Raw genomic sequence first — 21,901 nt, 5'->3', positions numbered from 1 at the left:
TTTATGTTCAAAACAACTGTCAGATCGCCGGAACGAGGAGGGTCTTGTCCTCGCCGTCCATTTCACAGCGGAAGGCGTACACCGGCTGATAGTAGCCTTTGGAGTCGAGCGAGTAGCTCATCCGGACATCCCGGACCTCCAACGCACCGATCGTCCGCTCGTCCGAAAAGGTCAGGAATTTGCCTTTGAGAAGGTCTTCGTATGCTTCCTGCTCACTTTTCACACGCACTTCCTTCACTTTCTCGTAAGTGACCAGGCGGTTGTCGACCTGCTTCACGGTTCCGTCGTTGTAATACACGGCGGTCAATGTGCCGTCCGTCAGACGGTTTCCGCTTTCCAGCTGTTTTACGGTCCACTCATACTTTCCCGGGCCGGCTCTCTGGAACGCGGCGTCCCGGGGGATGTCCAGCCCGAACCGGGCCAGGCTTTCCCTCAACGTTTCTTCATCCGTGTCTTCCGGTTCCTTGCCGTCATCGAGCTGCGAAAAATCCGTCAGTTCATAGCTTCCGTCCCGGAACCGGACGGACAGCTGATAGGCTGTTTCCCCGTGTAGCCGGTACAGGGCTTCGTCAGGATAAGAGAGGTCCTCGATATCCGCCGGGTTTCCGCCAAGCCGCCCGAAAAACCTGCGGGCAAACCCGTCGGCCTGTTTCTTCGTATAGACGGGCGCCCTGTAGACGGGAATGGTCTTGCTTCGGTCACTGAACGAGAGGTCCGCCATGACCCGGGCTTCCTTTAGATCGGCCCGGTGTGCCGGAACAATGGAGAGATTCCCGAATTCCTTCGCTTCGTAATAACCGAACAGGCTGCCCGACAGGACGGCCACGAGCAACAGAGGCGTAAAATAGGGCAGCGACCGCCTGAACCCTTTTTCTTTGAGACTGATGACGCCCATCGTCAGACCGTATCCGATGATGGCCCCCATCAGATTGTTGAACAGATCATCGGCCACAAAGTTGCCGTAGCCGGTCATCAACTGGATCGTCTCGATGGACAGGGTGAGCAAGGCCGCAAGCCCGATCGTCCAGGCCGCCTTCCTGAAACGAGGATGCAGCAGCGGCAGGAGGACGCCGAACGGGACAAGCATCAGGATATTCAGATAAATGAACTGCCAATGCCGCACACTGAACAAATACCAGGCTTCCCGGTAAGTCGAAAAGAGTGACAGGTCCACCCCGCCCTGATAGCCCGGTCCCCTGTTCAGGAATGTGACGCCGGCAACCATGATCATATAGCCGATAAACGCGGCGATGGCAATCAGCCGTTTTTTCGGGATTGGCTCCTTCCCTTTCAGGACTGTCTTCCGCCCGGCATAGTAGAGGAGGCCAAAGACGGCGGCCAGCACGAGAACCGCAATCAAAGCCACATAAAAATAGTCCCTCACCAGGCCGAAGATTTCTTGCAGCCTCAATTTCATCCCCCCCTTACATGCTTGCCGGCTTCAAAATCAGCCGCCCCTCTGGATGGGACGGCTGCACGGTTTCATTGATCCACTTTGTAGAACACCCAGAAAGAGAGCAGGACGCCGATGATGACGAGGATGAAGATCGTCATGAATACGAGCAGGAACCTTTTGCCGTCCATCAGCGGTTTCCGCCTCCCTGGGGACGGAAGCCTTCGTCCAGCAGGTAGACGTGCGCTTCCTTGGCGGAGCCGAATCCTTCTTCCAGGTTGTCCCCGTAATACAGGTTGAAATAGCCGTTTTCTTCTTTCAAGTGAAGCACGGTGCCTTCCCGGTTTTTCCATGTTTCATTGACCGGTTCGCCTGCCGGATCCGTGGACAGATAGGCGATGGCATCGGCGATCACTTGCTCCAGTTCTTCCGCGGAGAATTCGCGGATGTTGATGAAGCCTTTCTTGTCGGCTTCGTACTCCGGCAGCTTGCCGACGTAGACAAACCCGTTGCCGTTCTCGTGGAGATGGCGGACGACGATCTTCTTTTCATGGAGCGACTCGTCGAAGTGGTAGTTCACCCGTCCCATCGATACTTCTTTCCGAGTGAGTTCGGGGAACTTCCCGATGATGGCCTCTTTTTCTGCAAAATTGAGCATGGCTGCACCTTCCTTGTCTGGTTGAGTTGTGCGGATCTTGGCAGTGTGTGCGTTCTATCTGCCTTTCATTTTTGGTGAGTCGTACGCAAACTGGTGCGGATTCATCGCTTGCCCTTCTGGGTGCGTCGCAATTCGGTGCGGAAGGCACCTCCGGCCCCGGTTCGAATCGAAGAGTCCGGAGACGACTGAAGCCGTTGCCGCGGCATACGGGCCAATTTCTCCGGCTGGCTCGCGGCGTCCTCCCTTACATTTACTCCTCTATCTCCAGGCCGAACGTCCTCGCAAAGCCGATGGCCTGGTCACGGGTGACCTTGCAGCCGGCGAGAAGCCGCGGAGTGACGGTGATGCGGCTGTATTCGGTCTTGGTCAGGTCGATGCCGGCGAGGTCGGTGTCGAGGAAGCTGGCGTCGTCGAGCTGGTTCTTGCCGTATACCACACCCTTCAGCTCGCATCCGACGAAATCGGCGGATTCCATTTCATTGTCATCGAACTGCGTCCGTTCGATCTTGGAGAAGTTAAAGCTGGCATACCGGCCCGCGCACCCTTCGAATCGGACGTCACGCAGCGAGGATTCACTGAAGACGGCCCCGGTCAGCTTCGCCCTCCGGAAAATGCAGCGGTGCAGCGAGGAACGCGAAAAATCGGCATTCGACAGATCGCATCCGTCAAAAATCACATCAAGCAGTTCGGATCCGGCAGCCTCGAATCCGCGGAAATCGACTTTCCGGAATTCCGCCCCGTCAAAACGGACACGCCCGCCGTCCGAAAAAGCCGTCCCGCCTTCGATGCAGACCGCATGGACGGTGCCTTCATCCTGATCAAACGCTTCCTCCCATCCCGCTTCCGGCAAGACTTTCCCGACCTTGGGCTTCTGGATCTTGATCGTCTTTCCCGTCATCTTGTCCACCACTCGGCGAAGAAGACAAAAAGAAGGACGACGCAGATCGCCACGACATAAAACCAGCCCGGTACGCTGTCCATCCCGAAAATCATCGGTTCTTCCCCCTCTTTCGTCCACCACATTTCGTCCTTCCAGTATACCTTGTCCCCCGCGCGCCCGCACCCCCTGCGTTTATTTGGGCATCCAAACGGCAATCCATAGAAGAGACACCCAAAGGAGGATTCCGAATGAGAGCCGTTACGTTCCAGGGCACGAAGGATATTCAGGTCAAGAACGTCGAAGCGCCGAAAATCGAAAAAGACGATGACATCATCATCCGGGTCACGTCCACCGCCATCTGCGGATCCGATCTGCACATTTATCTCGGATCCGTCCCGACGCGTCCAGGCTATGTAATCGGCCATGAGCCGATGGGCATCGTCGTGGAAACCGGGAAAGCCGTGACCAAGGTGAAAAAGGGCGACCGGGTCGTCATCCCGTTCAACGTGGCGTGCGGCGAGTGCTGGTACTGCACGCATGACATGGAGAGCCAATGCGATCACCCTGACACGAACCCGACGCCGCATACCGATTTCGGCGGGTACTTCGGTTACACCGAAATGTACGGCAACCACCCGGGCGGCCAGGCGGAGTACCTGCGCGTGCCGTTCGGGAACTTCCTGCCGTTCGTCATCCCCGAGTCAGCGGAAGTGCCGGATGAAGCGGTGCTGTTCATGTCGGACGTGCTGCCGACTGCTTACTGGAGCGTGCTGCACTCCGGCGTGAAGAAAGGAGATACGGTCATCGTGCTCGGCAGCGGGCCGATCGGACTCATGACGCAGAAGTTCGCCTGGATGATGGGCGCCGGGCGGGTGATCGCGGTCGACAGCGTTCCGTACCGGCTTGAAAAGGCACGCCGGATGAACAAAGTCGAGACGGTTGCCTACAAAGACCCCCGGGAGACGGGCGATTACCTGAAGCACCTCACGAACGGCGGGGCCGACATCGTCATCGACTGCGTCGGAATGGACGGCGAAAAAACCCCAATGGAGAAGGCGGAACAGAAACTGAAGCTGCAGGGCGGTTCGCTCGGCGCGCTCCGGACGGCACACCGTGCTGTCCGCCGGTTCGGCACCGTCCAGCTCACCGGTGTGTACGGTCTTTGGTACAACGCATTCCCGCTCGGCCGGTTCTTCGAACGCAATGTGACGATCAAGACCGGCCAGGCACCGGTCCCCCATCTCATGCCGGACCTGTTCAAGATGATCACGGAGCATAAAATCGATCCGACCGAGATCATTTCCCACATCGTCCCGCTCGAAGAAGCGCCGATCGCCTATAAGACGTTTTATGAGCACGGCGACGAATGCACGAAAGTCATCCTGAAGCCCTGACCCTTGATCATCCATGAAAAAAGCCGGCGGGAAGCGTCCGTTCCCGCCGGCTTTTTTCGTTTGGGCCTTCCCCGGCAAGGCGGCACTTTTGGATTATCTTACCCTTCTGAATCTTTTTTGCCCTCTGCCGGAATCTCTTTCCAAATGGTATAATCGAAGAATCATAGAAGGCGGTCCGACAGAGAGAAGACCGGACGGCCGAAATTCGGAAAGAGGCTGGTTCGAGGTGCTGAGGAGAAAGGTGAAATGGCTGCATATTCCGCTATGGGTCCTGCTCGTCGGGCTGTCGACGGCCGGATTGCTTGTTCTGAGCCTGGCGATTCCGTCGCTGACCGGGAAGGAAGAGCAGAGCGGACAGGCGACGGCGGTCGTGACGGAGCAGAAGGGCGTGCTCCCGGGCCTGGATCTGAGGACGACGGTCAAGGACACAGATACATACACATCCGCGATCAGTGAGCTGTCATCGGATAGCGAGACGGTGAACGCCCCGATCCGGGAGTGGATCGACGGACAGACACGGACATTCAAAGAAGAGTTGAAGGAAAACGGATCAAAGCAGGGCGAAGAGATGCGCGCCCACTTGAATATCGGACTCGATACGAAGCAGGCCGGCGATTCGCTTTTCAGCCTTGTATTCACCTCCTACCGGTTCACCGGCGGGGCGAACGGCCAGACGGAAGTCATGCCGTTCACGGTGGACATGAATGAAAAGCGGATCGTGCCGCTCGGTGAACTGTTCGACCTCGAAGGCGGCCTGGATGCAGCGGAACTCGGCCGGCTTGTGAAGGAAGCGATCGAGGCACAGGACGGACTCATGGATCAAGTGTCCGATGAAGCGCTCGAGGCTGCGCTCGCCGATCCTTCCTCCTGGAAGTGGTCGCTCGGCGACGGATCGTTCACGGTGTATTTTGATGAGTATGAAGTTGCGGCCGGCTCGGCCGGAATCGTACAGGCGGAACTCCCGTATGATCAGGTTTCCTTGCTCATGAACCCTGAAGCCTCGGCGCGCATCGGCGTGGCGAAGCCTTCCGGTACGATTGACGGCGATGTCAGGGGCACGGGGGAACCGGAACCGCTGGATCCTGACGGCAAATATGTCGCGCTGACGTTCGACGACGGGCCCCATCCACAGGTCACCCCGCGGGTGCTCGAGACACTGGAAAGGGAAGATGTGAAGGCGACGTTCTTCATGCTCGGCTCACAGGCGGAATTCTATCCGGATGTGGCGCGGCAAGTCGCGGAGGCCGGCCATGAGATCGGCAACCACTCCGACAGCCACCCGGACTTGACGAAGTTCGGGATTGACGGCATCCGCCGGCAGATGGTCGGCTCCGCCCGGAAAATCGAGGCGGCAACGGGTGTACGGCCTGACGTGGAGCGGCCGCCATACGGAGCGATCAATGATGCGGTCAAGCAGGCCGCTTCCGAATCAGGCACGCCGATCGTGCTCTGGTCCGTCGACTCGCTCGACTGGAAGAGCCGAAATGCCGGCGCGGTCAACCGGCTTGTCTCCGGGAGGGTCCATCCGGGCGCCATCATCCTGATGCACGACATCCATGCGTCCACAGCGGATGCGCTGCCGCAGATGATCGCCGAATTGAAGGCGAAGGGCTATCAATTCGTCACCGTGCGTCAGCTCGCAGGACTGACCGCCGACTCCGGAATCGGTCCATATTTTAATCAATGAGACTCACCCCCGCCTGATTGGGCGGGGATTTTTGTTTGGGCCGTGACGATACCGGGACTAAAAGAACGATACCGGTGCCTACCTGGCCGGACCGCACGCTTCTGTAAGTCCCCCGACATGTTCCCCTCTCACTCGCCACTCAATGCCGCCCGGTAATCCCAGAAATTCACACCTCCCCCAGCCATCGCAATGCATGAAACGCCCCGCTGCGTGGTAAAATGGTGGGACGAGGGGAGGTGTGCACGTGAGACGGTTATTGTCACTCATACTGCTGGTTGTCCTGATCTTCCTGGCCCGGCCGCTCTGGGAAGGCCCGGTTTCCCGGCATGTTGACCTGACATTCCTGGACCGGATCGACACGGCGATATCCGATTTTCGAGACAAGCCGGCGGTGAACGAGGCAATCGGCAAAATCGGGGACGGGGCGGAGTCTCTTTATGCGAAGCTCGAGCAGAGCGTGAAGGACGACCGCGCCCGCAAGCGGGAGACGGACACGGAGACAGTGGACAAACCGGATCTCCGGACGCCGGACAATGCCCCCGTCACCGTGCACAACCTCGCCATCGGGGATTCGCAGGACCGGGTCCGGGACGAACTTGGAGAACCGGTACGCTCGACCATGAACGAATATGGCACCGACTGGGACACCTACCATGACGCCTACCACAATTTCGTCATGGTATCCGTCGACACCAAGGGCCGTGTGAATGCGCTATACACAAACCAGGATATGATCGCCTCGAAAGCCGGCATCCAGTACGGTGCCCGGAAGGCTGAAGTCCGGGCGGCCTACGGCAGGCCCCTTGACCGGATCATCAAGGGACGGAATGCGTTCCTCATGCAGGACAACGGCGAATATGACGTATATGAGCTCGGCGGCAGCTACGTGACCTTCTTTTATGACGTGCACCAAAACGACGCCGTCACCGCCGTCCAGCTGATCGACAAGAAGCTCGAGCTGAACCACAACGCCCTGTACGCCGAGGCTGACCCTGCACTGAAGGAAGGATTCGAACGACAGCTGTTTGACCTGACGAACGCCGCCCGGGTCGTGCATGGCGAAGGCGTCCTTGACTGGGACGGCCGAACCGCGGGGACCGCCGTGAAGCACAGCGAGGACATGGCCCAGAATGATTACTTCGCACACGAGAACCTGAAGGGCCAGTCCCCGTTCGACCGGATGGCCGAAGACGGCATCCAGTTCCGCGGTGCCGGGGAAAACCTTGCCTACGGACAGCCAAGCGCCGTCTTTGCCCATGAAGGGCTCATGAATTCACTCGGCCACCGCAAAAACATCCTGAACGAGGACTACCGCCTTCTCGGCGTCGGAGTCGCGTTCAACGACGAAGATCAGCCGTACTACACGGAGAACTTCCTTTACCGATAAGCAGAACGCTCCTCCGCAGCCGGATAAAAACCGGCTGCGTTTTTTCAAATCTGACGTGAAAAAACGGCACCCGCCGGTAATCCAGCGTGTGCCGTTCCTTTATTTCTTATTGAAGGCCGCACAGGCGATGCGCTTGCCGGAGTTCCCGGCAGGATCTGTCTTGTAGTCGTCGGGACCTTCGTGGATGACGATCGCACTGCCGTCCTCATCGAGCAGATAACCCGGCTTGCCTTCCTTGAGCGAAAAGTGTTCGGACATCGTCTCGAGATCAACTTTGCCTTCTTTGTCGACTTCGATGTTCGGAAGATCGCCGGCATGGAATCCGTTCGGGTTCTCGAACCCGTGCTCTTTCGAGTGAGGGTTGAAATGGCTCCCGGTCGATTCAAAGTCCGGCGGCTCGCACATGCCGGTTTCATGGACATGGATCGCCTTCACGCCGGGCTCGAGCCCCTCTGCGGTGATCCGGATGCCTGTCCCCTTGTCGTCACCGGTCAGCAGCACCGTTCCGATCGCCTCCCCTTTGGCATTGATCAGGTCCGACTCCATCGCGACCTGTGCACCTTCCGTCATGACCGGCACCTGCGCTTCCTTCCCAGCCTTCATCCCGCAGCCCGCAAGCAGCAAGACAGCGGCTGCGGCCAATAAGATCTTCTTCATTTATCCATCCTCCTTCCCGTGAAGGATGGGGAAAATGCGCACGATCTATTCAGGGAAATGTCCGGGCAAAGCCTGACGCCCGGGAAGCGGCCGCAAGATGACCGGCAACGGCTTCCGTTTGCGGGCGGGTGTGGGGCAAATCGGCCGGATTCCGGGAATGCGCCTTGTATGTTAAGAAAGACCGTCTGTATGTTAAGAAACGCACTCTGTATGTTAAGAAAGCCTCGCTGTACGTTAAGAAAAATCCTCTGTAGGTGAAGAAAACCTCCCTGCTTCAAAATAAGTCCTATGGACATCTGGCAACAAAAAAAGCACCCGCCGGAGCGGGTGCTTTCAATCATCGATTATTCCTCTTCCACCAATGGCTTGCGGCGGAACTTGGCGAGGATTTCGTAGACAATCGGCACGATGAGCAGGGTCAGCAGAGTGGAGCTGACGAGGCCGCCGATGACGGTGATGCCGAGGCCTTTGGAAATCAGGCCGCCGCCTTCCGCGCCGATTGCAAGCGGCACGAGGGCGAAGATCGTGGCGAGCGCGGTCATCAGGATCGGGCGGAGACGGGTGGCGCCGGCTTCAAGCAGGGCCTGGCGCGTCGATTCGCCTTCCTTCTCTTTGTGGATGACCCGGTCGATGAGCACGATCGCGTTCGTGACGACGATCCCGATCAGCATGAGCGCCCCGATCAGCGCGGAGACACTGATCGGCTCGCGGGCGATCCAGAGTGCGACAAGGCTGCCGATGATTGCGAATGGCAGCGAGAACAGGATCGCAAACGGAGCAAGCGCGCCGCCGAACGTCACGACGAGGACAAAGTAGACGATCGCGACGGCAGCCGCCATGGCGAGGCCGAGCTGCGTGAACGATTCATTGATCTGTTCGGTGATGCCGCCGAACTCGACGGTGGAGCCGGACGGGAGGTCCAGCTTATCGATCGCGGCTTTGGCATCCGCCGAGACCTTGTTCGTATCCTTCGCCGTAATATCAGCCGTGATCGCTGTATACAGCTTGCCGTTCCGGCGCGTCACGGTCGTCGGTGCTTCCCCTTCTTCCACGGACGTCAGTTCCCCGAGCGGAACGGACGTGCCGAGAGCGGTCGGGATTTCGGTTTTCTTTAGATCGTCGAACGTGCCGAACTCCTTCGACTCGGTTGCGATGAAGACGTCGAGCGTATCGCCGTCTTCCTTGACGGTCGTGACCGCGGCGCCTTTGCCGCTGTCGGAGAGCGCCATGCCGATCTGCGCGGTCGTCAGGCCGAGTGAGGCAAGTTTCTTCTGGTCTGCGACAAATGTGTACTGGTCATATGCTTCCGCCAGGTCCGTCTCGACATTCTCGAGTCCGTCCTGCTTCTTCAATGCACCGGTGACATCGTCGGAGGCCTTCTTCAGGTCTTCCCCGTTGTCCGCGTACACGTACAGTTCAAAGCCGCCGCTCATGTTGGCGAAGTCGACAGTGCCCCATTCGCCTTTGTCGGATTCGCCGTTCAGCTTATCGACGAGCTTCTGCGGCTCTTCGGAGAAGTTCTCAAAGTCGGAGTCGTATTCGATGAAGAACAGTGCGGAGTTCGCCCCGCCGCCCATCATCATGCCCATGCCGCCGCCGGCTTCCTCGATCGAGTACTGGTAAGACGTGACGCCTTTCCGGTCCTCGAGGAACTTCTCGGCGTCGCCGACAACTTCGAGCACTTCCTCTTTCGGCTGGCCCGGATCCGGCTTGTAGGTCGCCATGACGACTTTCTGCTCTTCCTCCGGAAGGAAGGTCACGCCGATGAGCGGCACGAGGAAGAAGCTGGCGACAAGCAGGACAACGGACGCTCCGACCGTGATCCATTTATGGTTGAGCGCCCAGTTGAGGACGCCCTGGTACCAGTTTGCGAGCCGGTTCGGCCGTTCCGTCTTCGTGGCTGCCTTCGCACGGCCGTCCGCGCCGTACAGGTTCTTGCGGAACATCGTGTGCGCGAGCATCGGCACGACGGTGACCGCGACGAGCAGCGACGCGAGCAGCGCGAAGACGACTGAGAGCGCAAACGGCACGAACAATTCGCCGACCTGTCCGGTCACGAGGGCGAGCGGCAGGAACACCGCTATCGTGACGATCGTGGATGAACTGATCGGGATGAACATCTCGCGCGTCGCTTCAAGGATGAGTTTCTTGCCCCGGAGCGGTTCGTCCGGCAGGTGCATCCGCCTGTAGATGTTCTCCACGACGACAATCGAGTCATCGATGACCCGTCCGATCGCGACCGTCAGCGCACCGAGCGTCATGATGTTGAGCGTGATGTCCATCGAATGGAGGACGAGCAGCGCCATGAGAAGCGACAGCGGGATCGAGATGACGGAGATGACCGTTGTCTTAAAGCTTCTCAGGAACAGCAGGATGATGATGACGGCGAACAGCGCACCGTACAGTGCCTTGCCGAGCATCGTTGAAACCGCTTCTTCTATCGGCTGGCCCTGGTCGAACGTCGACTCGATGTCGACGCCGTAGTCTTTCTCCAGCTTCTTGATTTCGTCCTTGACGCCGTTGACGACGTCGACGGTGTTATCATCCGGCCCCTTGACGATCTGGAGGCCGATCGAGTCCTTGCCGTTCGTGCGGGAGATCGACTTTGATTCATTGACGACGTCGATCTTGGCCACATCAGACAGGGTGACCGTCGGCAGGCCGGCCGCCTGCATGGCGGCTGCCTGGTCTTGGTTGGCCGCTGCCTGATCCTGACCCGCAGCGGCCTGCCCCTGGTTGCCCGGCGTCTGGCCGGCTGCCCCTTGGGCGGCATCCATGCCGCCGGCCACTCCGCCCTGTTCTCCCTGGGCCATTCCATCCTGGCCGCCCGCTGCATCTGTACCCGGCATTCCGCCGGCACCCTGGTCAGCGCCCTGGCCGGCGCCCGCCGGCACGGCCGGAAGCTCCAGATTTTCCAGGGCATCCAGCGAGGCGATCGAGCCGTCGATCACAATGTTTTTCATCGAGCCGTCGAGCTGATTCAGCCCGAGCGGGTACGCCAGGTTCGATCCCTGGATAATACCGGTGACCGTTTCACGGTCCAGGCCGGCTGCTGCAAGCTTTTTGTCGTCGAATGAGATTTCAATTTCCTTGGACTTCTGTCCGCTCACCTGCACATCCGCGACGCCGCCGACTTTCTCAAGCGCCGGGGTGAGGTCTTTCTCGACGACCTCCGTGAGCTGGTCAAGGTCCCGTGAATCGTCGGTCACGCTGAGCGCAATGACCGGGAAGGCATTCAGGCTGATGCGGGAAACAGACGGTTTTTGCACATTTTCAGGCAATGTCAGCCCTTCAAGCGCACTGTCCACTTCCAGTGTGGCACGGTCCATGTCCTTGTCGAAGCCGAATTCCAGCTGGATCGAAGATACGTTCTCCATCGAGGAGGACATCACTGTCTTCACGCCTTCGACATTTTTCAGCCTCTGCTCGACCGGTTCCGTCACCGAATCGGCGACTTCGTTCGGTGCCGCACCCGGATAGACGGTTGTGACCGATACGATCGGCACCGTGATGTCCGGCATCGATTCCTGCTTCATGCTTACCGCGGAAACTACACCTGCGGCGATCGCCATGATGGTCAGCAGCCAGATGGCAAACTTATTCTGAATCGAAAAATTGATGATCTTCCTCAAGAATGGCTCCTCCGTTCTCTATGACTGACTGGTCAGTTACACTAGACAAGGATAAAACAAAACGGTCTCCATCGCAATCAAAAGCCTGGACGTTATGGGACAAAAACTAGCATGTCTGCTATAATGAACGCACTGACCCACGGGTCAACCGTATGAAGGAGGACCTTCCGGATATGAATGAAATCAAGAAAAAAATCATCGAAGCCGCCGCAGCCCTGCTGACCGAACACGGCTTTCACGGCACGGCAGTCCAGGACATCACCGCGCGCGCGGGCATCTCGAAGGGCGCCTTCTATCTCCATTTCAAATCAAAGGAAGCCCTGTACATCGAAATCTTCCATTACTATTACACTGAACTGAAGAAGGAAGTGGAGCAGGCCGAGGATCCCGCCCTCGCCCCTTCCGAAAACTACCGGAACCAGCTGGAGATCCAGATCAGGCAGTTTATGAACAATACCAGCCTGATCACAATGTATATCCGGGAGCAGGCCTTCAGCATCAATGAGCAGCTGCTGTCTTTCATCCGTCTCATGCATACGGATATGGCCCATTGGTACACGGCCCACCTCACCCGGATTTACGGAGAACCGGTCCGTCCGTTCGTCCCGGACATCGCGACCTTGGTCGAGGGCGTAAAAAATTCATACATGCAGCTGTTCATCGCCAATCCCGAAAAACTCGACCCCCGCCGCCTGACCGATCTGCTCATCTGGCTGACCGAACAGGCAACCCGGGGCTTCCTTGCCGGCGAACAGGAGGCGCTCCTCGATGCCGGGATGATCGAAGGGATCTTCACCGGACTGCTGCCGGAAGAAAAAGACAGGGAAGCCGGCATCACGGAAGAAATGTCGGTGATACGCTCACTGATCGGTTCCCTGTCCCTTCCCGCTTCGACTTCCGGTTTCCTCTCCTCGACGGCAGACTTTCTCGAGAATCAGGCCGCCTGCGGAACGGATGCCGACCCGCAGGCCATACAGGGTGCCCTCGCCGCGTTCAAACCGTATCCCGAATTCTCCGCCGCCTGCCACCGGCTTTCAGAACTTCTCGGCATCCCGCTCCTTTAATGATCCACTCGGGAGCGTGCATCGCAGACGCGATTGGTCCCTGCCGAGGCACATATGGACGCGACATCAGACTTAAAAAGAGCCCGGCCGGATAATCCCGGCCGGGCTCTTTCCATTCATTTATTCCGCAAACAGCAACTGTTCGAGGTCCAGAGGGGCAATGTATTCGCCGTCTTTGTACACACGCATGTTGCCGCCGGAGATTTCATCGATGAGGAGGATCTCGCCGGTGCGGCTGTCACGGCCGAATTCGAGCTTGATGTCATACAGGGCAAGGCCGCGGCGGTCGAGGTCATCTTTGACGATTGAAGCAATTTCCTTCGTGAGCTGTTCGAGTGTATCGTATTCGCCGGCCTCGAGGATGCCGAGCTGGACGAGGGCGTCTTTGCTGATCGGCGGATCGTTGCGGCCGTCGTCCTTGATCGTCACTTCGACGAACGCATCAAGCGGCTGGCCATCCGCTGCGTATGCTCCGTAACGGCGAAGGAAGCTGCCGACCGCACGGAAACGGCAGATCACTTCCAGTCCCTTGCCGAATACTTCGGCTTTGCGGACAGTCATTGTGGCGCCATCAACATCCGCCTCCACGAAATGGGTCGGAACGCCGGCATCTGCAAGCTTTCCGAAAAAGTGCTCGGTCATGCGGAGCCCTGCCTTGCCGGCCCCCTCGATGGTCAGGCCGACGGTATTGGCACCCGGGTCGAACACGCCGTCTTCGCCTGTCACGTCGTCCTTGAACTTCAGCTGCAGGTTCCCATCTTCCAACTGATAGACATCCTTCGTCTTCCCTTTATACAAAAGCTCCAAGCTCTCCACCTCTTTCGGCTGATTTCTCCATAATTATAACCGAAAGACGAACGTTCCGAAATATATTCAACGTATTTTTCGTATTTATTCCTCAAAATCTTATTTATCCATCCACCCTGTGATCCGATTTCGGCCGTCTTCCTTGGATTGATACAACCGTTCATCGGCCCGGGATTGGATCGATTCAGGCGTATCATCCGGACGGTTGCCGGCAATCCCGAAACTCGCGGTCAGCCTGCCGGCACTGCCGAAGTGGTGGGCTTCAATGGCCGCACGGAGCCGCTCCGCAAGGGCAGCCGCCTCGTTTTCCCCGGAACACGTGAGGACGATGAATTCCTCTCCGCCCCAGCGACCGAACAGATCCCTTTCGCCGAGCTCATTCTTCACGACTTCCGCCAGCTGTTTCAGCACGTCGTCACCCGTCCTGTGTCCATGCTCGTCGTTCACGCACTTGAAATGATCCAAGTCGAAAAAAAGAACGGAGAACGGAGTCCCCTCCCGCTCCCCCGCCGCAATGTACTCGGTCAGCCACAGGTCTATCTGATGGCGGTTGGCGATTCCGGTGAGTGCATCCAGATAGGCGTAACGCGTGAGCACCCGCTGTTCGGCACTCTTCAGATAAAGCGAATTCAGGAAATAAAAGACGAACGTGTACACCACGAGCGCGATATACATGAGCAGGACCGAGTCCAGCTGGCGGGAGTCGAGCTGTCCCCAGGCCGGGATGACGGGAGCAATGAGAAGAAGCAGCAGGACCCCGTTCGCCACGGCCGCCTGCCTTTTATCGAGCACGAGGAATGTCGCGATCACGATGAGCGGCATCCAGATGATGAAGTCGCCGAGGCTCGGCTCCCCTCCCCCGAGCATGTCGAAGTAAAGCGCCTGGAGCAGCATCGAAAGCAGGTACAGCCCCGCCAGCGTCAGCATGGTCCATTCGGTGATGACGAACGGAAACTTGGTCAGGAGAAGGAACCAGCAGACGATCACGCCGCCGAGGATCGCCAGGTTCGTATACAGGCTGAATGCCTGTCCGGCCTGCAGAACCGTGTTCATGCCGAGCGCCACCGCCAAAATCGGCAGCACGACCTGGTAGACCCGCCTTTTCATCTCATCAAAACGACGACGTTCCTGCTCCATCGCTTCCCCTCCTCCCGGTTTTTACAAGTTCTATTCCCCAACCCGGACCAAAAAACGCGTATTCCCGCTTGAATGTTTGAAGGTCGGAGGGTACGGACCGGCGGGCCGCTGCATAGGATAGCCGGGACACGAAGAATCAGGAGGCGAACATATCATTGTTCCATCATGCCTGTCCGATGCCCTGCATGTGCTGTATGCCTGTTCCATACACGGTACAGCCGGAATTTATGCCTCAGATGATGACGGGGGAATTCGCTGAACAAAGCGCAATATATCCCATGATGCCGAATGAAGCTGCCTGGCCGGGTATGTTTCAGCCCATGGTGCCAAACGAATCTGCCGGACCAGGTTCTCCGCCTCCCATGATGCCAAATGAAACCCCATGGCAGGGGTCTATGCCTCACATGATGCCGGTGCAGCCCGGATTCCCTGGACGGCCCGGATTTCCCGGTGGTGTGTATCCATGGCATCCGGCAGGGGACGGTCAAGCCGGAATGCCGTCGAATCACGGCCAAATGCATACCGGCCGACCGGTCCGTCCTTATATGGCGGACCATGGAGGCCGTCCGTTCACAATCAACATAGAGGAAGCTGCAAAGCAGAATGATACGTTCCGCACCGCACTATGGACCGGCGACCATCTGCAGCTCACCCTCATGAGCATCCCGCCAGGAGGAGACATCGGGCTGGAGGTCCACCCCCACACCGACCAGTTTCTCCGGATCGAAGACGGGCAGGGGCTTGTCCAGATGGGGCCTTCAAGGGACCGGCTCGATTACCGGATGCCGGTCTCCGACAACGATGCGATCTTTGTCCCGGCCGGCACGTGGCATAATCTGACGAATACCGGCTCCGCGCCGATCAAGCTTTATTCCATCTACGCCCCGCCGAACCACAAGTTCGGCACTGTGCACCGGACGAAGGCGGAAGCGGAGGAAGAGGAAGGACATTGAATCTGTGCGGGCCCGAGTTCTATCGGGCCCGCTTTATACTCGCGGGGATGGACAAGCGTCCGAGTCCTCATTTCATGACAGCTGCAAGAAAGAAAAGCCGGGAACCCGGAACGGGATTCCGCTTTTTTTGTGCATAACTTTTTTAAAGGGATGAAACAACGCTGTGGATAAGCGGGTTATCCCCGGATTCAGGAGGATAACAGCGCGAAATATGTGGAAAACACAGAATACGGCGGGTTACTGCCTAAAGGGGAAGGGCCGGATATCCACAAACGGGGAAATCGGCTGATGTCCGGCACCTCCCAAATTTCCTCTTCTTTCCCCCTGTCCGCGTGATATATTAGAAGAATGAGTTTTGGAAGGGGAATGGCGATGAAACAATACTTGGGAGATGTACTGCTGCTGATCACGGCGGTCGTTTGGGGAAGCGGATTTGTCGTGACGGCGATTGCGCTGGAACATCTGACGGCCTATCAGGTGATGGCCGGGCGATTCGTGCTGGCGACGCTCATCCTGTGTGTGCTGTTCCACCGGAAACTCCGGACGCTGTCACGGTCCGTTCTCTGGAAAGGCGCAGTGCTCGGGACGATCCTGTTTGTCGCGTTCGCCCTTCAGACGGTCGGCCTGGAGTATACGACGCCATCCAAGAATGCCTTCATCACGGCGGTGAATGTCGTGATCGTGCCGGTGATTGCGTATCTCGTCTTCAAGAGACGGATCGACCGGCATGAGGGGCTGGGCTCGGTGCTGGCGCTTGCCGGGATCGGGTTCATGTCGCTCCAGGGTTCCATGACGATCAACATCGGCGATTTCCTGACGCTGCTCTGCGCGGTCGGGTTCGCTTTCGATATTTTCTACACGAACTTGTTCGTCAAGAAAGAAGACGCGCTGTCACTGACAATCGTCCAGTTCGCGACCGCCTCCATCCTGAGTGTGGGGGCCGTCCTGGTGCTCGGCGAAGTGCCGGCGGGCCTGAACGGTGCCGCCATCTGGCCGGTCGTCTACCTGGCCGTCTTCTCGACGACGATCGCATATGTATGCCAGAACATCGCCTTCCGCTACACGACGCCGACAAAGGCTGCGGTCATCCTGTCGCTCGAGTCGTTCTTCGGCACGGCGATGTCGGTCCTCTTCCTACACGAAGTGCTCACCGGCCGCATGGTGCTCGGAGCCGTCCTGATCCTGACGGCCATCCTGATCGCCGAACTGAAGCCCGCATTCAAGTTCAGGCCGAAGATCCGGCCGGAACATTGAAGGGAGGAGTTTTGTAAATGATCCATATCTGTTTTGGCGCATCCGTCACAGGCGCCCTCAGGCATGCCTTCCGAAAAAGCGGTGACGGGGTGATCGGGTTTCCCGTCGATTTCTCCATCGGCCCGGTGGCGGACATCGATCAAGACCCTGGCATCCACCGGCACTTTCAGTGGCAGCGGGAGACGCTGCGTTCCGTGTTCGGCGAACCTGTCGATGACGAATCCCGTTACCGCGAAGCCCTCCGGCAACTGAGGGACATCCCGTCCGGAAGTCCGGTCACGATCTGGACGTGCAACAATGCGTCCGAGCAGTTCGGGCTCCGGCTGGCCCTTCTGTTGCTGAAAGACCGGCAATTGCAGATCTGGACGGTGAATACGGCCGAGGCGATGGACGCCTTCAATGAAGGGCTGGAATACCGGATTGAGATCCTCCACTCCGGCGAATGCAGTCCGGAACAGCTCGTCAAATTCTACGGGACGCACCGCATTTCTTTGCCTGCCGAAACGGCGTCGCGGCGGCAGCGCGAAGGAGAACAGCTTCTGCGCAATCAAAGCCTCGTGCGCTCATGGACGGACGGTCGCGTTTCGGACGAGCCGGTATCGCGGGATGACCGCCGCATCCTCGGGCATGCGAAGAAGCTCCGGCCGAGAGGATTCCTTCCTGCTGCCCGGCTGATCGGCGAAGTGATCGGGCATGCCGACCGCCCGATGCCTGATCTGTGGATCGAGTACCGGATCCGCACGCTCATCGAGGATGGTCTGCTGGAATACAGAGGCGATTTGCATTCGATGCGGATGTACGAAGTCCGTGCAAAATGACCATGGGGAAAGGCCGTCCGGGATTCCGGGCGGCCTTAATCGATTGCCTCGTATAATTTCAATGTATCTTTGATCTGGGCGCCGTCCGGGTGTTGGATATCCCGGAGCGGTGCGCCCATCACGACGGCGATGTATTCTTTGCCGTTCTTTTCGGCCAGTGTCGCCCAGCACTCCCCGGCTTCATACGTCGTGCCGGATTTCCCGCCGAGGATGCGGAAGCCTTCCTCATTCACGCCGCTCAGCCTTGAGAGGACCGTCGACTGCAGCAGGATGCCGTCCGGATGGTCCGGTGTTGCGGAGGTCCGGAACGACTCCTTTGTCAGGAGGGCGCGGAAATGGCCATTGTCGAGCGCCCGGTCCAGCAGCTTCGCCATGTCGGCGGCGGTCGTATACTGATCGCGGTCCTGCAGGCCTTCCGGGTTTGTGAATCGGGTCCCGTCGAGGCCGAGCTCGTCCGCTTTCTCGTTCATCAGGCCGACGAACGCATCCACACTGCCCGCCGTGTTCACCGCCAGCGAGTTGGCCGCTTCCCCGCCGGAAGGGAGGATCGTGCCGTACAGCAGATCCCGGTAAGTCACCGGTTCCCGTCCGTGGAATCCGGCCATAGATGCGTTCGCCGTGACCATTTGACGGTATGTATCCAAATCGACCGGCGCCTGTTCGGCCAGGTCGCCGATCTGCTCAAGCGCGACCAGCGTCGTCATCATCTTCGTCAGAGAGGCCGGATACGCTTTGGCATCGGCATTCTTTTCATAGACCGGCTTTCCGGTTTCCCTGTCAAGCACGTAAATGTACGGGCTGGTATAGGCATCCTCGCCGGCAAGCCGGTCCGGCCGGATGACTCCGAACTTCATGAGGGCAAGCACCAGCACTGCCGCCATGGCTGCGAGCAGCAAGATTTTCTTCATGTCTTCAACCTTCTTCCATGGGCTGCGAATTTCGGAGGTCAGCGGGAAGGGATCCAGAAGCCCGCAATGTTCACGGCCCGGATTTTCTGCTTGTCCAGATGGACTTCACCTTCCGCGAAGATGAAATACGAATGGAAAACGAAATCAGAAACTATTTTGCGCTCCGCTTCCACCCGAAGTTTTTCGCCCTCTCTGACCTTTTCCACTTTCACGCACTCTGCGCCTGTGCAGTATAGCCGGTGCTCCTTTTCCAGATACGCTTCAAACTCCTGCTCGCTGGTCGGCACCCCGTACATGGCAAAAACCAAAATTGCCACAGCCGTGTAGGACGCCTTCTTCTTAGTCGGGGTGTCCCCTTCAAGAATCAGCGCGATGGCACAGACCAGCACAATCCACGCGGCCTGATCCATATCCAGGAGGATGATCGCGGCCAGAGAGACAATCAGACAGAATGCGATATAGCACTGAAGCTGTCCGACGGGTTGTTTCCCCTTAAATATGAACAGCGCGGCAATGAACACCGCGCAGAACAGCAGTCCTTTGATCAGCAGCATCGGTGCTCCCCCCGTCAACACGTTTCCATCCATGATACTTGGCTGACTGAAGAAAAAACAGGGGATTTCCGAACTTCGTCAGGAAGCGGCCCGCCGGAACGGAATCCGCAGCAGCCGACGGCGGAGGGAGCGCGGGTGTTCGATGACCCGGACCGGTTTCGGTGCGGTCCAGCCGGCAAGCGGGCCTTCATAGACGGGCTCGAGATGCTCGGATTCGGCAAAGTCCCTTGCCTGCGCCCGCCAGGCCGGCGTATCGGTGATCCGGATGTCTGCCGTCGACAGCGTCATCACGACAAACTGCGAACAGAAATAAGCCCGCTTCCGGGAAATTTCCCGATTGAGGATGATGCCGATCAAGCCGAGGAAGTTATAGGAATAGCGTTCCCGGTTCCGCTCAATCTCCCGGATCCTTGCCCGGATGCGCTGCAGTTCCTCTTCCGTCACACGGAAACGGAAAACGGCACACTCCGCTTCCTTCAGCAGCCCCTCCCCCGGCCGTTCCCGGACGAACCCGCCGGAAAATGGGTTGTGCCGCTGCACTCGGCCGAAGCTGTACATTTCCTGCAGCCGCTCGTCAAATGCGATCGATACATGGTTCAGTCGGCTGCCGGTGTACCGCCGGATGATTTTTGACAGCACCGTCCCGGTGTCCGTCAGCACGATATAGATTTCCTTCACCGTTCCCACCCCGTTCTCCCCGCCCGGCGCTCCGGACATGGGGATATTGTTCTTTGCTTCTATCATGAACCGGAACGCCCCTTTCCAAAACGGCCCCGAGCGGGAATCCGTCTCGGTCCCGGGACCGATGCCGGTCCGGGACCCGTTTGACTAATATACGACCGGCAAGTGCCGTAAGTTTCCATCGATTGCCCCGTCACCAAGGAAAATTTTTGAGTGCCGGATGAGTCCGTCACGTTTCGGCGAAGGCTGCGCGGGAAACGGACTATGTATGGGATGGTTTACTCCGGCGGATAAAGAGGACATGGGCCGGACAGGCTTGGGCGCGTGTCCGCTGTGTGATCCCTTAATGCCATCTTACTCGGCAATTCTGAAGTTTTGCTTCATGGGAAAATGAAGATTTCATGAAGAAGGGATGAAACTTTCCGCCCGGAACAAGCGTATGTTGATTATCTAAACGAGGAGGGATTCACAATGCTCGTAACAACGACGAACACTTTGGAAGGCAAGACGATCGAGACGTACCACGGCATCGTGGTCGGCGAGGCAATCATGGGGGCAAACATCGTGCGCGATATTTTTGCATCTGTGACCGACGTGATCGGCGGACGCAGCTCGGCCTATGAAAACAAGCTGGCCGAGGCACGTGAAGTGGCACTGGAAGAGATGGAGGAACGGGCGAAGCGGCTCGGCGCGAACGCGGTCATCGGCGTCGACCTGGACTTTGAAACGCTCCGGGAAGGCATGCTCATGTGCATCGCGACCGGGACGGCCGTCACCGTACGGGGCTGACCCTCCGGATCATAAAACCTCCTCCGCAGAAAGGACTGCGGAGGAGGTTTTTTCGTCGCGGAAAAACAATAGAATCGGATTGCTTAACATTCGGAGGCCGTTGCTTAACACTCGGGGCCTGTTGCTTCACACTCAAAGCCGATTGCTTAACACTCGCCGCGCTTTGCTTAACATTCGCGGATCCGGGGTATTCATCCCGGGCCAGCTCAGTCGCCCGATCCGAGCCCCGCCGCAAGCCGTCTGACGATTTCCGCGAGCGGCCCGCCTTCGTTCCGCCAGCCGTTTTCGCCGGCCCAGAGCGACAGGAGGCCGCTGTCCCCCCGCTTTCCGGCTTCTGCCCGGATCGGCTTCGTCAGATCGTTCTGGACCGGGTATGGAGCGATGGGCGCAACGGCCATTTCCCGGATGAACCGGTTCGACACGCCGCGGGCATTCTTCCCGCTGAACGCCCTTGTCAGAACGGTGTCCCCTTCGCCGGAATCAAGGATCGCCTGCTTGTGCAGCGGGTGGGCGCCGCTTTCTTCCGAGACGAGCAATGCAGTCCCGACCTGGACGGCGGAGGCGCCGGCGGCCAGTGCACCGCCCGCCGTTTCCGCGTCATGGATTCCGCCTGCGGCAATCACAGGGATGGAGACGCCGGTTTCCGCCAGCAGGTCGGCAAGCTTCATGAACCGGTCCTCGCCGAGGAACGAGCCCCGGTGTCCGCCCGCTTCCTTCCCCTGAAGCACGACGGCGTCCATGCCGGCCCGCGCCGCCGCGTCCGCTTCCTCCGGCGTGGTCGCCGTGCCGATGAGGAACGCACCGGCCGACTTCAGCCCTTGGACCGTCCCTTCACCGGGCAGACCGAACGTGAACGACACGACCGGCACCTTCTCCTCGATGAGCACCCGGACCTGCCCGTCGAATTCGCTCGCGGATAAGGCAGGCAGCTCATCCGCTAAGCCGAGTTCCCTCCGGTAAGGCGCGAGTGCCTCATGGGCGGCCCCGATTTCCGCCCCGTCACGGACCGGATTTTCCGGGACGAACAGGTTGACGCTGAACGGCCGGTCCGTCCGCTTCTTGATCTCCTGCACGGCCGCCCGTGTCTTGTCGGCCGTCATGTAGCCTGCGCCGAGCGATCCGAGAATGCCCGCCTCGCAGGATGCCGCGACGAAAGCCGGCGGCGTCGATCCGGCCATCGGCGCCTGGATCATCGGGTATTTCAGGTTGAATCGTTTCCACCATATCGTCATCAGAATTCCTCCTTTA

20 protein-coding genes are annotated in these 21,901 nt (G+C 58.6%); 8 read left to right on the top strand and 12 right to left on the bottom strand.

Going from position 1 to position 21,901, the window contains the following annotated elements; all coding sequences use genetic code 11:
- Positions 1 to 19: 19 nt before the first annotated feature.
- From B0B07_RS11375 to B0B07_RS15495, 4 genes are all read right to left on the bottom strand, one after another.
- Positions 20 to 1,411, bottom strand: coding sequence for a VanZ family protein (locus B0B07_RS11375; RefSeq protein WP_076759034.1), 1,392 nt, complete (start codon positions 1,409 to 1,411; stop codon positions 20 to 22).
- A gap of 172 nt (positions 1,412 to 1,583) precedes the next feature.
- A complete protein-coding gene (locus B0B07_RS11370; protein WP_076759032.1) occupies positions 1,584 to 2,051 on the bottom strand; it encodes a hypothetical protein in 468 nt (155 codons plus the stop codon).
- 250 nt (positions 2,052 to 2,301) lie between these two features.
- Complete coding sequence (locus tag B0B07_RS11365; protein ID WP_076759031.1) at positions 2,302 to 2,949, bottom strand: pentapeptide repeat-containing protein; 648 nt, start codon at positions 2,947 to 2,949, stop codon at positions 2,302 to 2,304.
- The gene (locus tag B0B07_RS15495; RefSeq protein WP_268753124.1) at positions 2,946 to 3,074 is read right to left on the bottom strand and encodes a hypothetical protein; all 129 of its coding nucleotides are present in this window, start codon (positions 3,072 to 3,074) and stop codon (positions 2,946 to 2,948) included. Before B0B07_RS15495 ends, B0B07_RS11365 begins: the two co-directional genes overlap by 4 nt.
- Positions 3,075 to 3,179: 105 nt before the next feature.
- On the opposite strand from B0B07_RS15495, the gene B0B07_RS11360 reads away from it, so the two are divergent.
- The 3 genes from B0B07_RS11360 to B0B07_RS11350 all read left to right on the top strand — a co-directional run bounded on the left by B0B07_RS11360 (position 3,180) and on the right by B0B07_RS11350 (position 7,399).
- Positions 3,180 to 4,325: a zinc-dependent alcohol dehydrogenase gene (locus tag B0B07_RS11360; protein WP_076759029.1), complete on the top strand. Its 1,146-nt coding sequence runs from the start codon at positions 3,180 to 3,182 to the stop codon at positions 4,323 to 4,325.
- 226 nt (positions 4,326 to 4,551) lie between these two features.
- Positions 4,552 to 6,012 carry a polysaccharide deacetylase family protein gene (locus B0B07_RS11355; RefSeq protein ID WP_159438444.1) on the top strand — a complete coding sequence of 487 codons (1,461 nt, stop codon included), beginning with the start codon at positions 4,552 to 4,554 and terminating at the stop codon, positions 6,010 to 6,012.
- Positions 6,013 to 6,256: 244 nt separating this feature from the next.
- Entirely contained in the window at positions 6,257 to 7,399 is a 1,143-nt protein-coding gene (locus B0B07_RS11350) for a CAP domain-containing protein (protein ID WP_076759027.1), read from the top strand.
- Between the two features lie 99 nt (positions 7,400 to 7,498).
- On the opposite strand, the gene B0B07_RS11345 is transcribed toward B0B07_RS11350, so the two are convergent.
- Both B0B07_RS11345 and B0B07_RS11340 read right to left on the bottom strand, forming a co-directional pair.
- Complete coding sequence (locus B0B07_RS11345) at positions 7,499 to 8,056, bottom strand: superoxide dismutase family protein (protein ID WP_076759025.1); 558 nt, start codon at positions 8,054 to 8,056, stop codon at positions 7,499 to 7,501.
- Between the two features lie 344 nt (positions 8,057 to 8,400).
- The gene (locus B0B07_RS11340) at positions 8,401 to 11,688 is read right to left on the bottom strand and encodes an efflux RND transporter permease subunit (protein ID WP_076759024.1); all 3,288 of its coding nucleotides are present in this window, start codon (positions 11,686 to 11,688) and stop codon (positions 8,401 to 8,403) included.
- 173 nt (positions 11,689 to 11,861) lie between these two features.
- Between B0B07_RS11340 and B0B07_RS11335 the strand changes: the two genes are divergently transcribed.
- Positions 11,862 to 12,752 carry a TetR/AcrR family transcriptional regulator gene (locus B0B07_RS11335; protein ID WP_076759023.1) on the top strand — a complete coding sequence of 297 codons (891 nt, stop codon included), beginning with the start codon at positions 11,862 to 11,864 and terminating at the stop codon, positions 12,750 to 12,752.
- A gap of 120 nt (positions 12,753 to 12,872) precedes the next feature.
- On the opposite strand, the gene B0B07_RS11330 is transcribed toward B0B07_RS11335, so the two are convergent.
- Both B0B07_RS11330 and B0B07_RS11325 read right to left on the bottom strand, forming a co-directional pair.
- Complete coding sequence (locus tag B0B07_RS11330; protein ID WP_076759021.1) at positions 12,873 to 13,559, bottom strand: phosphoribosylaminoimidazolesuccinocarboxamide synthase; 687 nt, start codon at positions 13,557 to 13,559, stop codon at positions 12,873 to 12,875.
- Positions 13,560 to 13,658: 99 nt separating this feature from the next.
- A complete protein-coding gene (locus B0B07_RS11325) occupies positions 13,659 to 14,696 on the bottom strand; it encodes a GGDEF domain-containing protein (protein ID WP_076759020.1) in 1,038 nt (345 codons plus the stop codon).
- 494 nt (positions 14,697 to 15,190) lie between these two features.
- Here B0B07_RS11325 and B0B07_RS11320 point away from each other — a divergent pair, with 494 nt between their 5' ends.
- From B0B07_RS11320 to B0B07_RS11310, 3 genes are all read left to right on the top strand, one after another.
- Positions 15,191 to 15,649, top strand: a complete 459-nt coding sequence (locus B0B07_RS11320; RefSeq protein ID WP_234982370.1) for a cupin domain-containing protein — start codon at positions 15,191 to 15,193, stop codon at positions 15,647 to 15,649.
- A 372-nt stretch (positions 15,650 to 16,021) separates the two neighbouring features.
- Positions 16,022 to 16,903, top strand: coding sequence for a DMT family transporter (locus tag B0B07_RS11315; RefSeq protein WP_076759018.1), 882 nt, complete (start codon positions 16,022 to 16,024; stop codon positions 16,901 to 16,903).
- 17 nt (positions 16,904 to 16,920) lie between these two features.
- Complete coding sequence (locus B0B07_RS11310; protein WP_076759016.1) at positions 16,921 to 17,721, top strand: DUF1835 domain-containing protein; 801 nt, start codon at positions 16,921 to 16,923, stop codon at positions 17,719 to 17,721.
- 35 nt (positions 17,722 to 17,756) lie between these two features.
- Here B0B07_RS11310 and B0B07_RS11305 read toward each other — a convergent pair whose 3' ends face one another.
- The 3 genes from B0B07_RS11305 to B0B07_RS11295 all read right to left on the bottom strand — a co-directional run bounded on the left by B0B07_RS11305 (position 17,757) and on the right by B0B07_RS11295 (position 19,927).
- Positions 17,757 to 18,629 carry a D-alanyl-D-alanine carboxypeptidase family protein gene (locus B0B07_RS11305; RefSeq protein WP_076759015.1) on the bottom strand — a complete coding sequence of 291 codons (873 nt, stop codon included), beginning with the start codon at positions 18,627 to 18,629 and terminating at the stop codon, positions 17,757 to 17,759.
- Positions 18,630 to 18,667: 38 nt separating this feature from the next.
- Positions 18,668 to 19,183 carry a hypothetical protein gene (locus tag B0B07_RS11300; protein WP_076759014.1) on the bottom strand — a complete coding sequence of 172 codons (516 nt, stop codon included), beginning with the start codon at positions 19,181 to 19,183 and terminating at the stop codon, positions 18,668 to 18,670.
- A 78-nt stretch (positions 19,184 to 19,261) separates the two neighbouring features.
- Entirely contained in the window at positions 19,262 to 19,927 is a 666-nt protein-coding gene (locus B0B07_RS11295) for a hypothetical protein (RefSeq protein WP_076759012.1), read from the bottom strand.
- A gap of 408 nt (positions 19,928 to 20,335) precedes the next feature.
- Here B0B07_RS11295 and B0B07_RS11290 point away from each other — a divergent pair, with 408 nt between their 5' ends.
- Complete coding sequence (locus tag B0B07_RS11290) at positions 20,336 to 20,653, top strand: YbjQ family protein (RefSeq protein ID WP_076759011.1); 318 nt, start codon at positions 20,336 to 20,338, stop codon at positions 20,651 to 20,653.
- Between the two features lie 206 nt (positions 20,654 to 20,859).
- Here B0B07_RS11290 and B0B07_RS11285 read toward each other — a convergent pair whose 3' ends face one another.
- On the bottom strand, positions 20,860 to 21,885 hold the full coding sequence (locus B0B07_RS11285) for an NAD(P)H-dependent flavin oxidoreductase (protein WP_076759009.1): 1,026 nt from the start codon (positions 21,883 to 21,885) through the stop codon (positions 20,860 to 20,862).
- Positions 21,886 to 21,901: the final 16 nt, after the last annotated feature.

The sequence above is a fragment of the Edaphobacillus lindanitolerans genome, assembly GCF_900156305.1.
GTDB lineage: Bacteria > Bacillota > Bacilli > Bacillales_A > Planococcaceae > Bhargavaea > Bhargavaea lindanitolerans.
This window is presented reverse-complemented; position numbering and strand designations above follow the sequence as displayed.

Coding starts and splice junctions, on each gene's coding strand:
- B0B07_RS11305 (WP_076759015.1), bottom strand. CDS start 18,629: ATGAAGAAAATCTTGCTGCTCGCAGCCATGGCGGCAGTGCTGGTGCTT.
- B0B07_RS11325 (WP_076759020.1), bottom strand. CDS start 14,696: ATGGAGCAGGAACGTCGTCGTTTTGATGAGATGAAAAGGCGGGTCTAC.
- B0B07_RS11335 (WP_076759023.1), top strand. CDS start 11,862: ATGAATGAAATCAAGAAAAAAATCATCGAAGCCGCCGCAGCCCTGCTG.
- B0B07_RS11360 (WP_076759029.1), top strand. CDS start 3,180: ATGAGAGCCGTTACGTTCCAGGGCACGAAGGATATTCAGGTCAAGAAC.
- B0B07_RS11345 (WP_076759025.1), bottom strand. CDS start 8,056: ATGAAGAAGATCTTATTGGCCGCAGCCGCTGTCTTGCTGCTTGCGGGC.
- B0B07_RS15495 (WP_268753124.1), bottom strand. CDS start 3,074: ATGTGGTGGACGAAAGAGGGGGAAGAACCGATGATTTTCGGGATGGAC.
- B0B07_RS11365 (WP_076759031.1), bottom strand. CDS start 2,949: ATGACGGGAAAGACGATCAAGATCCAGAAGCCCAAGGTCGGGAAAGTC.
- B0B07_RS11370 (WP_076759032.1), bottom strand. CDS start 2,051: ATGCTCAATTTTGCAGAAAAAGAGGCCATCATCGGGAAGTTCCCCGAA.
- B0B07_RS11310 (WP_076759016.1), top strand. CDS start 16,921: ATGATCCATATCTGTTTTGGCGCATCCGTCACAGGCGCCCTCAGGCAT.
- B0B07_RS11285 (WP_076759009.1), bottom strand. CDS start 21,885: ATGACGATATGGTGGAAACGATTCAACCTGAAATACCCGATGATCCAG.
- B0B07_RS11295 (WP_076759012.1), bottom strand. CDS start 19,927: ATGATAGAAGCAAAGAACAATATCCCCATGTCCGGAGCGCCGGGCGGG.
- B0B07_RS11315 (WP_076759018.1), top strand. CDS start 16,022: ATGAAACAATACTTGGGAGATGTACTGCTGCTGATCACGGCGGTCGTT.
- B0B07_RS11320 (WP_234982370.1), top strand. CDS start 15,191: ATGCCGTCGAATCACGGCCAAATGCATACCGGCCGACCGGTCCGTCCT.
- B0B07_RS11300 (WP_076759014.1), bottom strand. CDS start 19,183: ATGCTGCTGATCAAAGGACTGCTGTTCTGCGCGGTGTTCATTGCCGCG.
- B0B07_RS11290 (WP_076759011.1), top strand. CDS start 20,336: ATGCTCGTAACAACGACGAACACTTTGGAAGGCAAGACGATCGAGACG.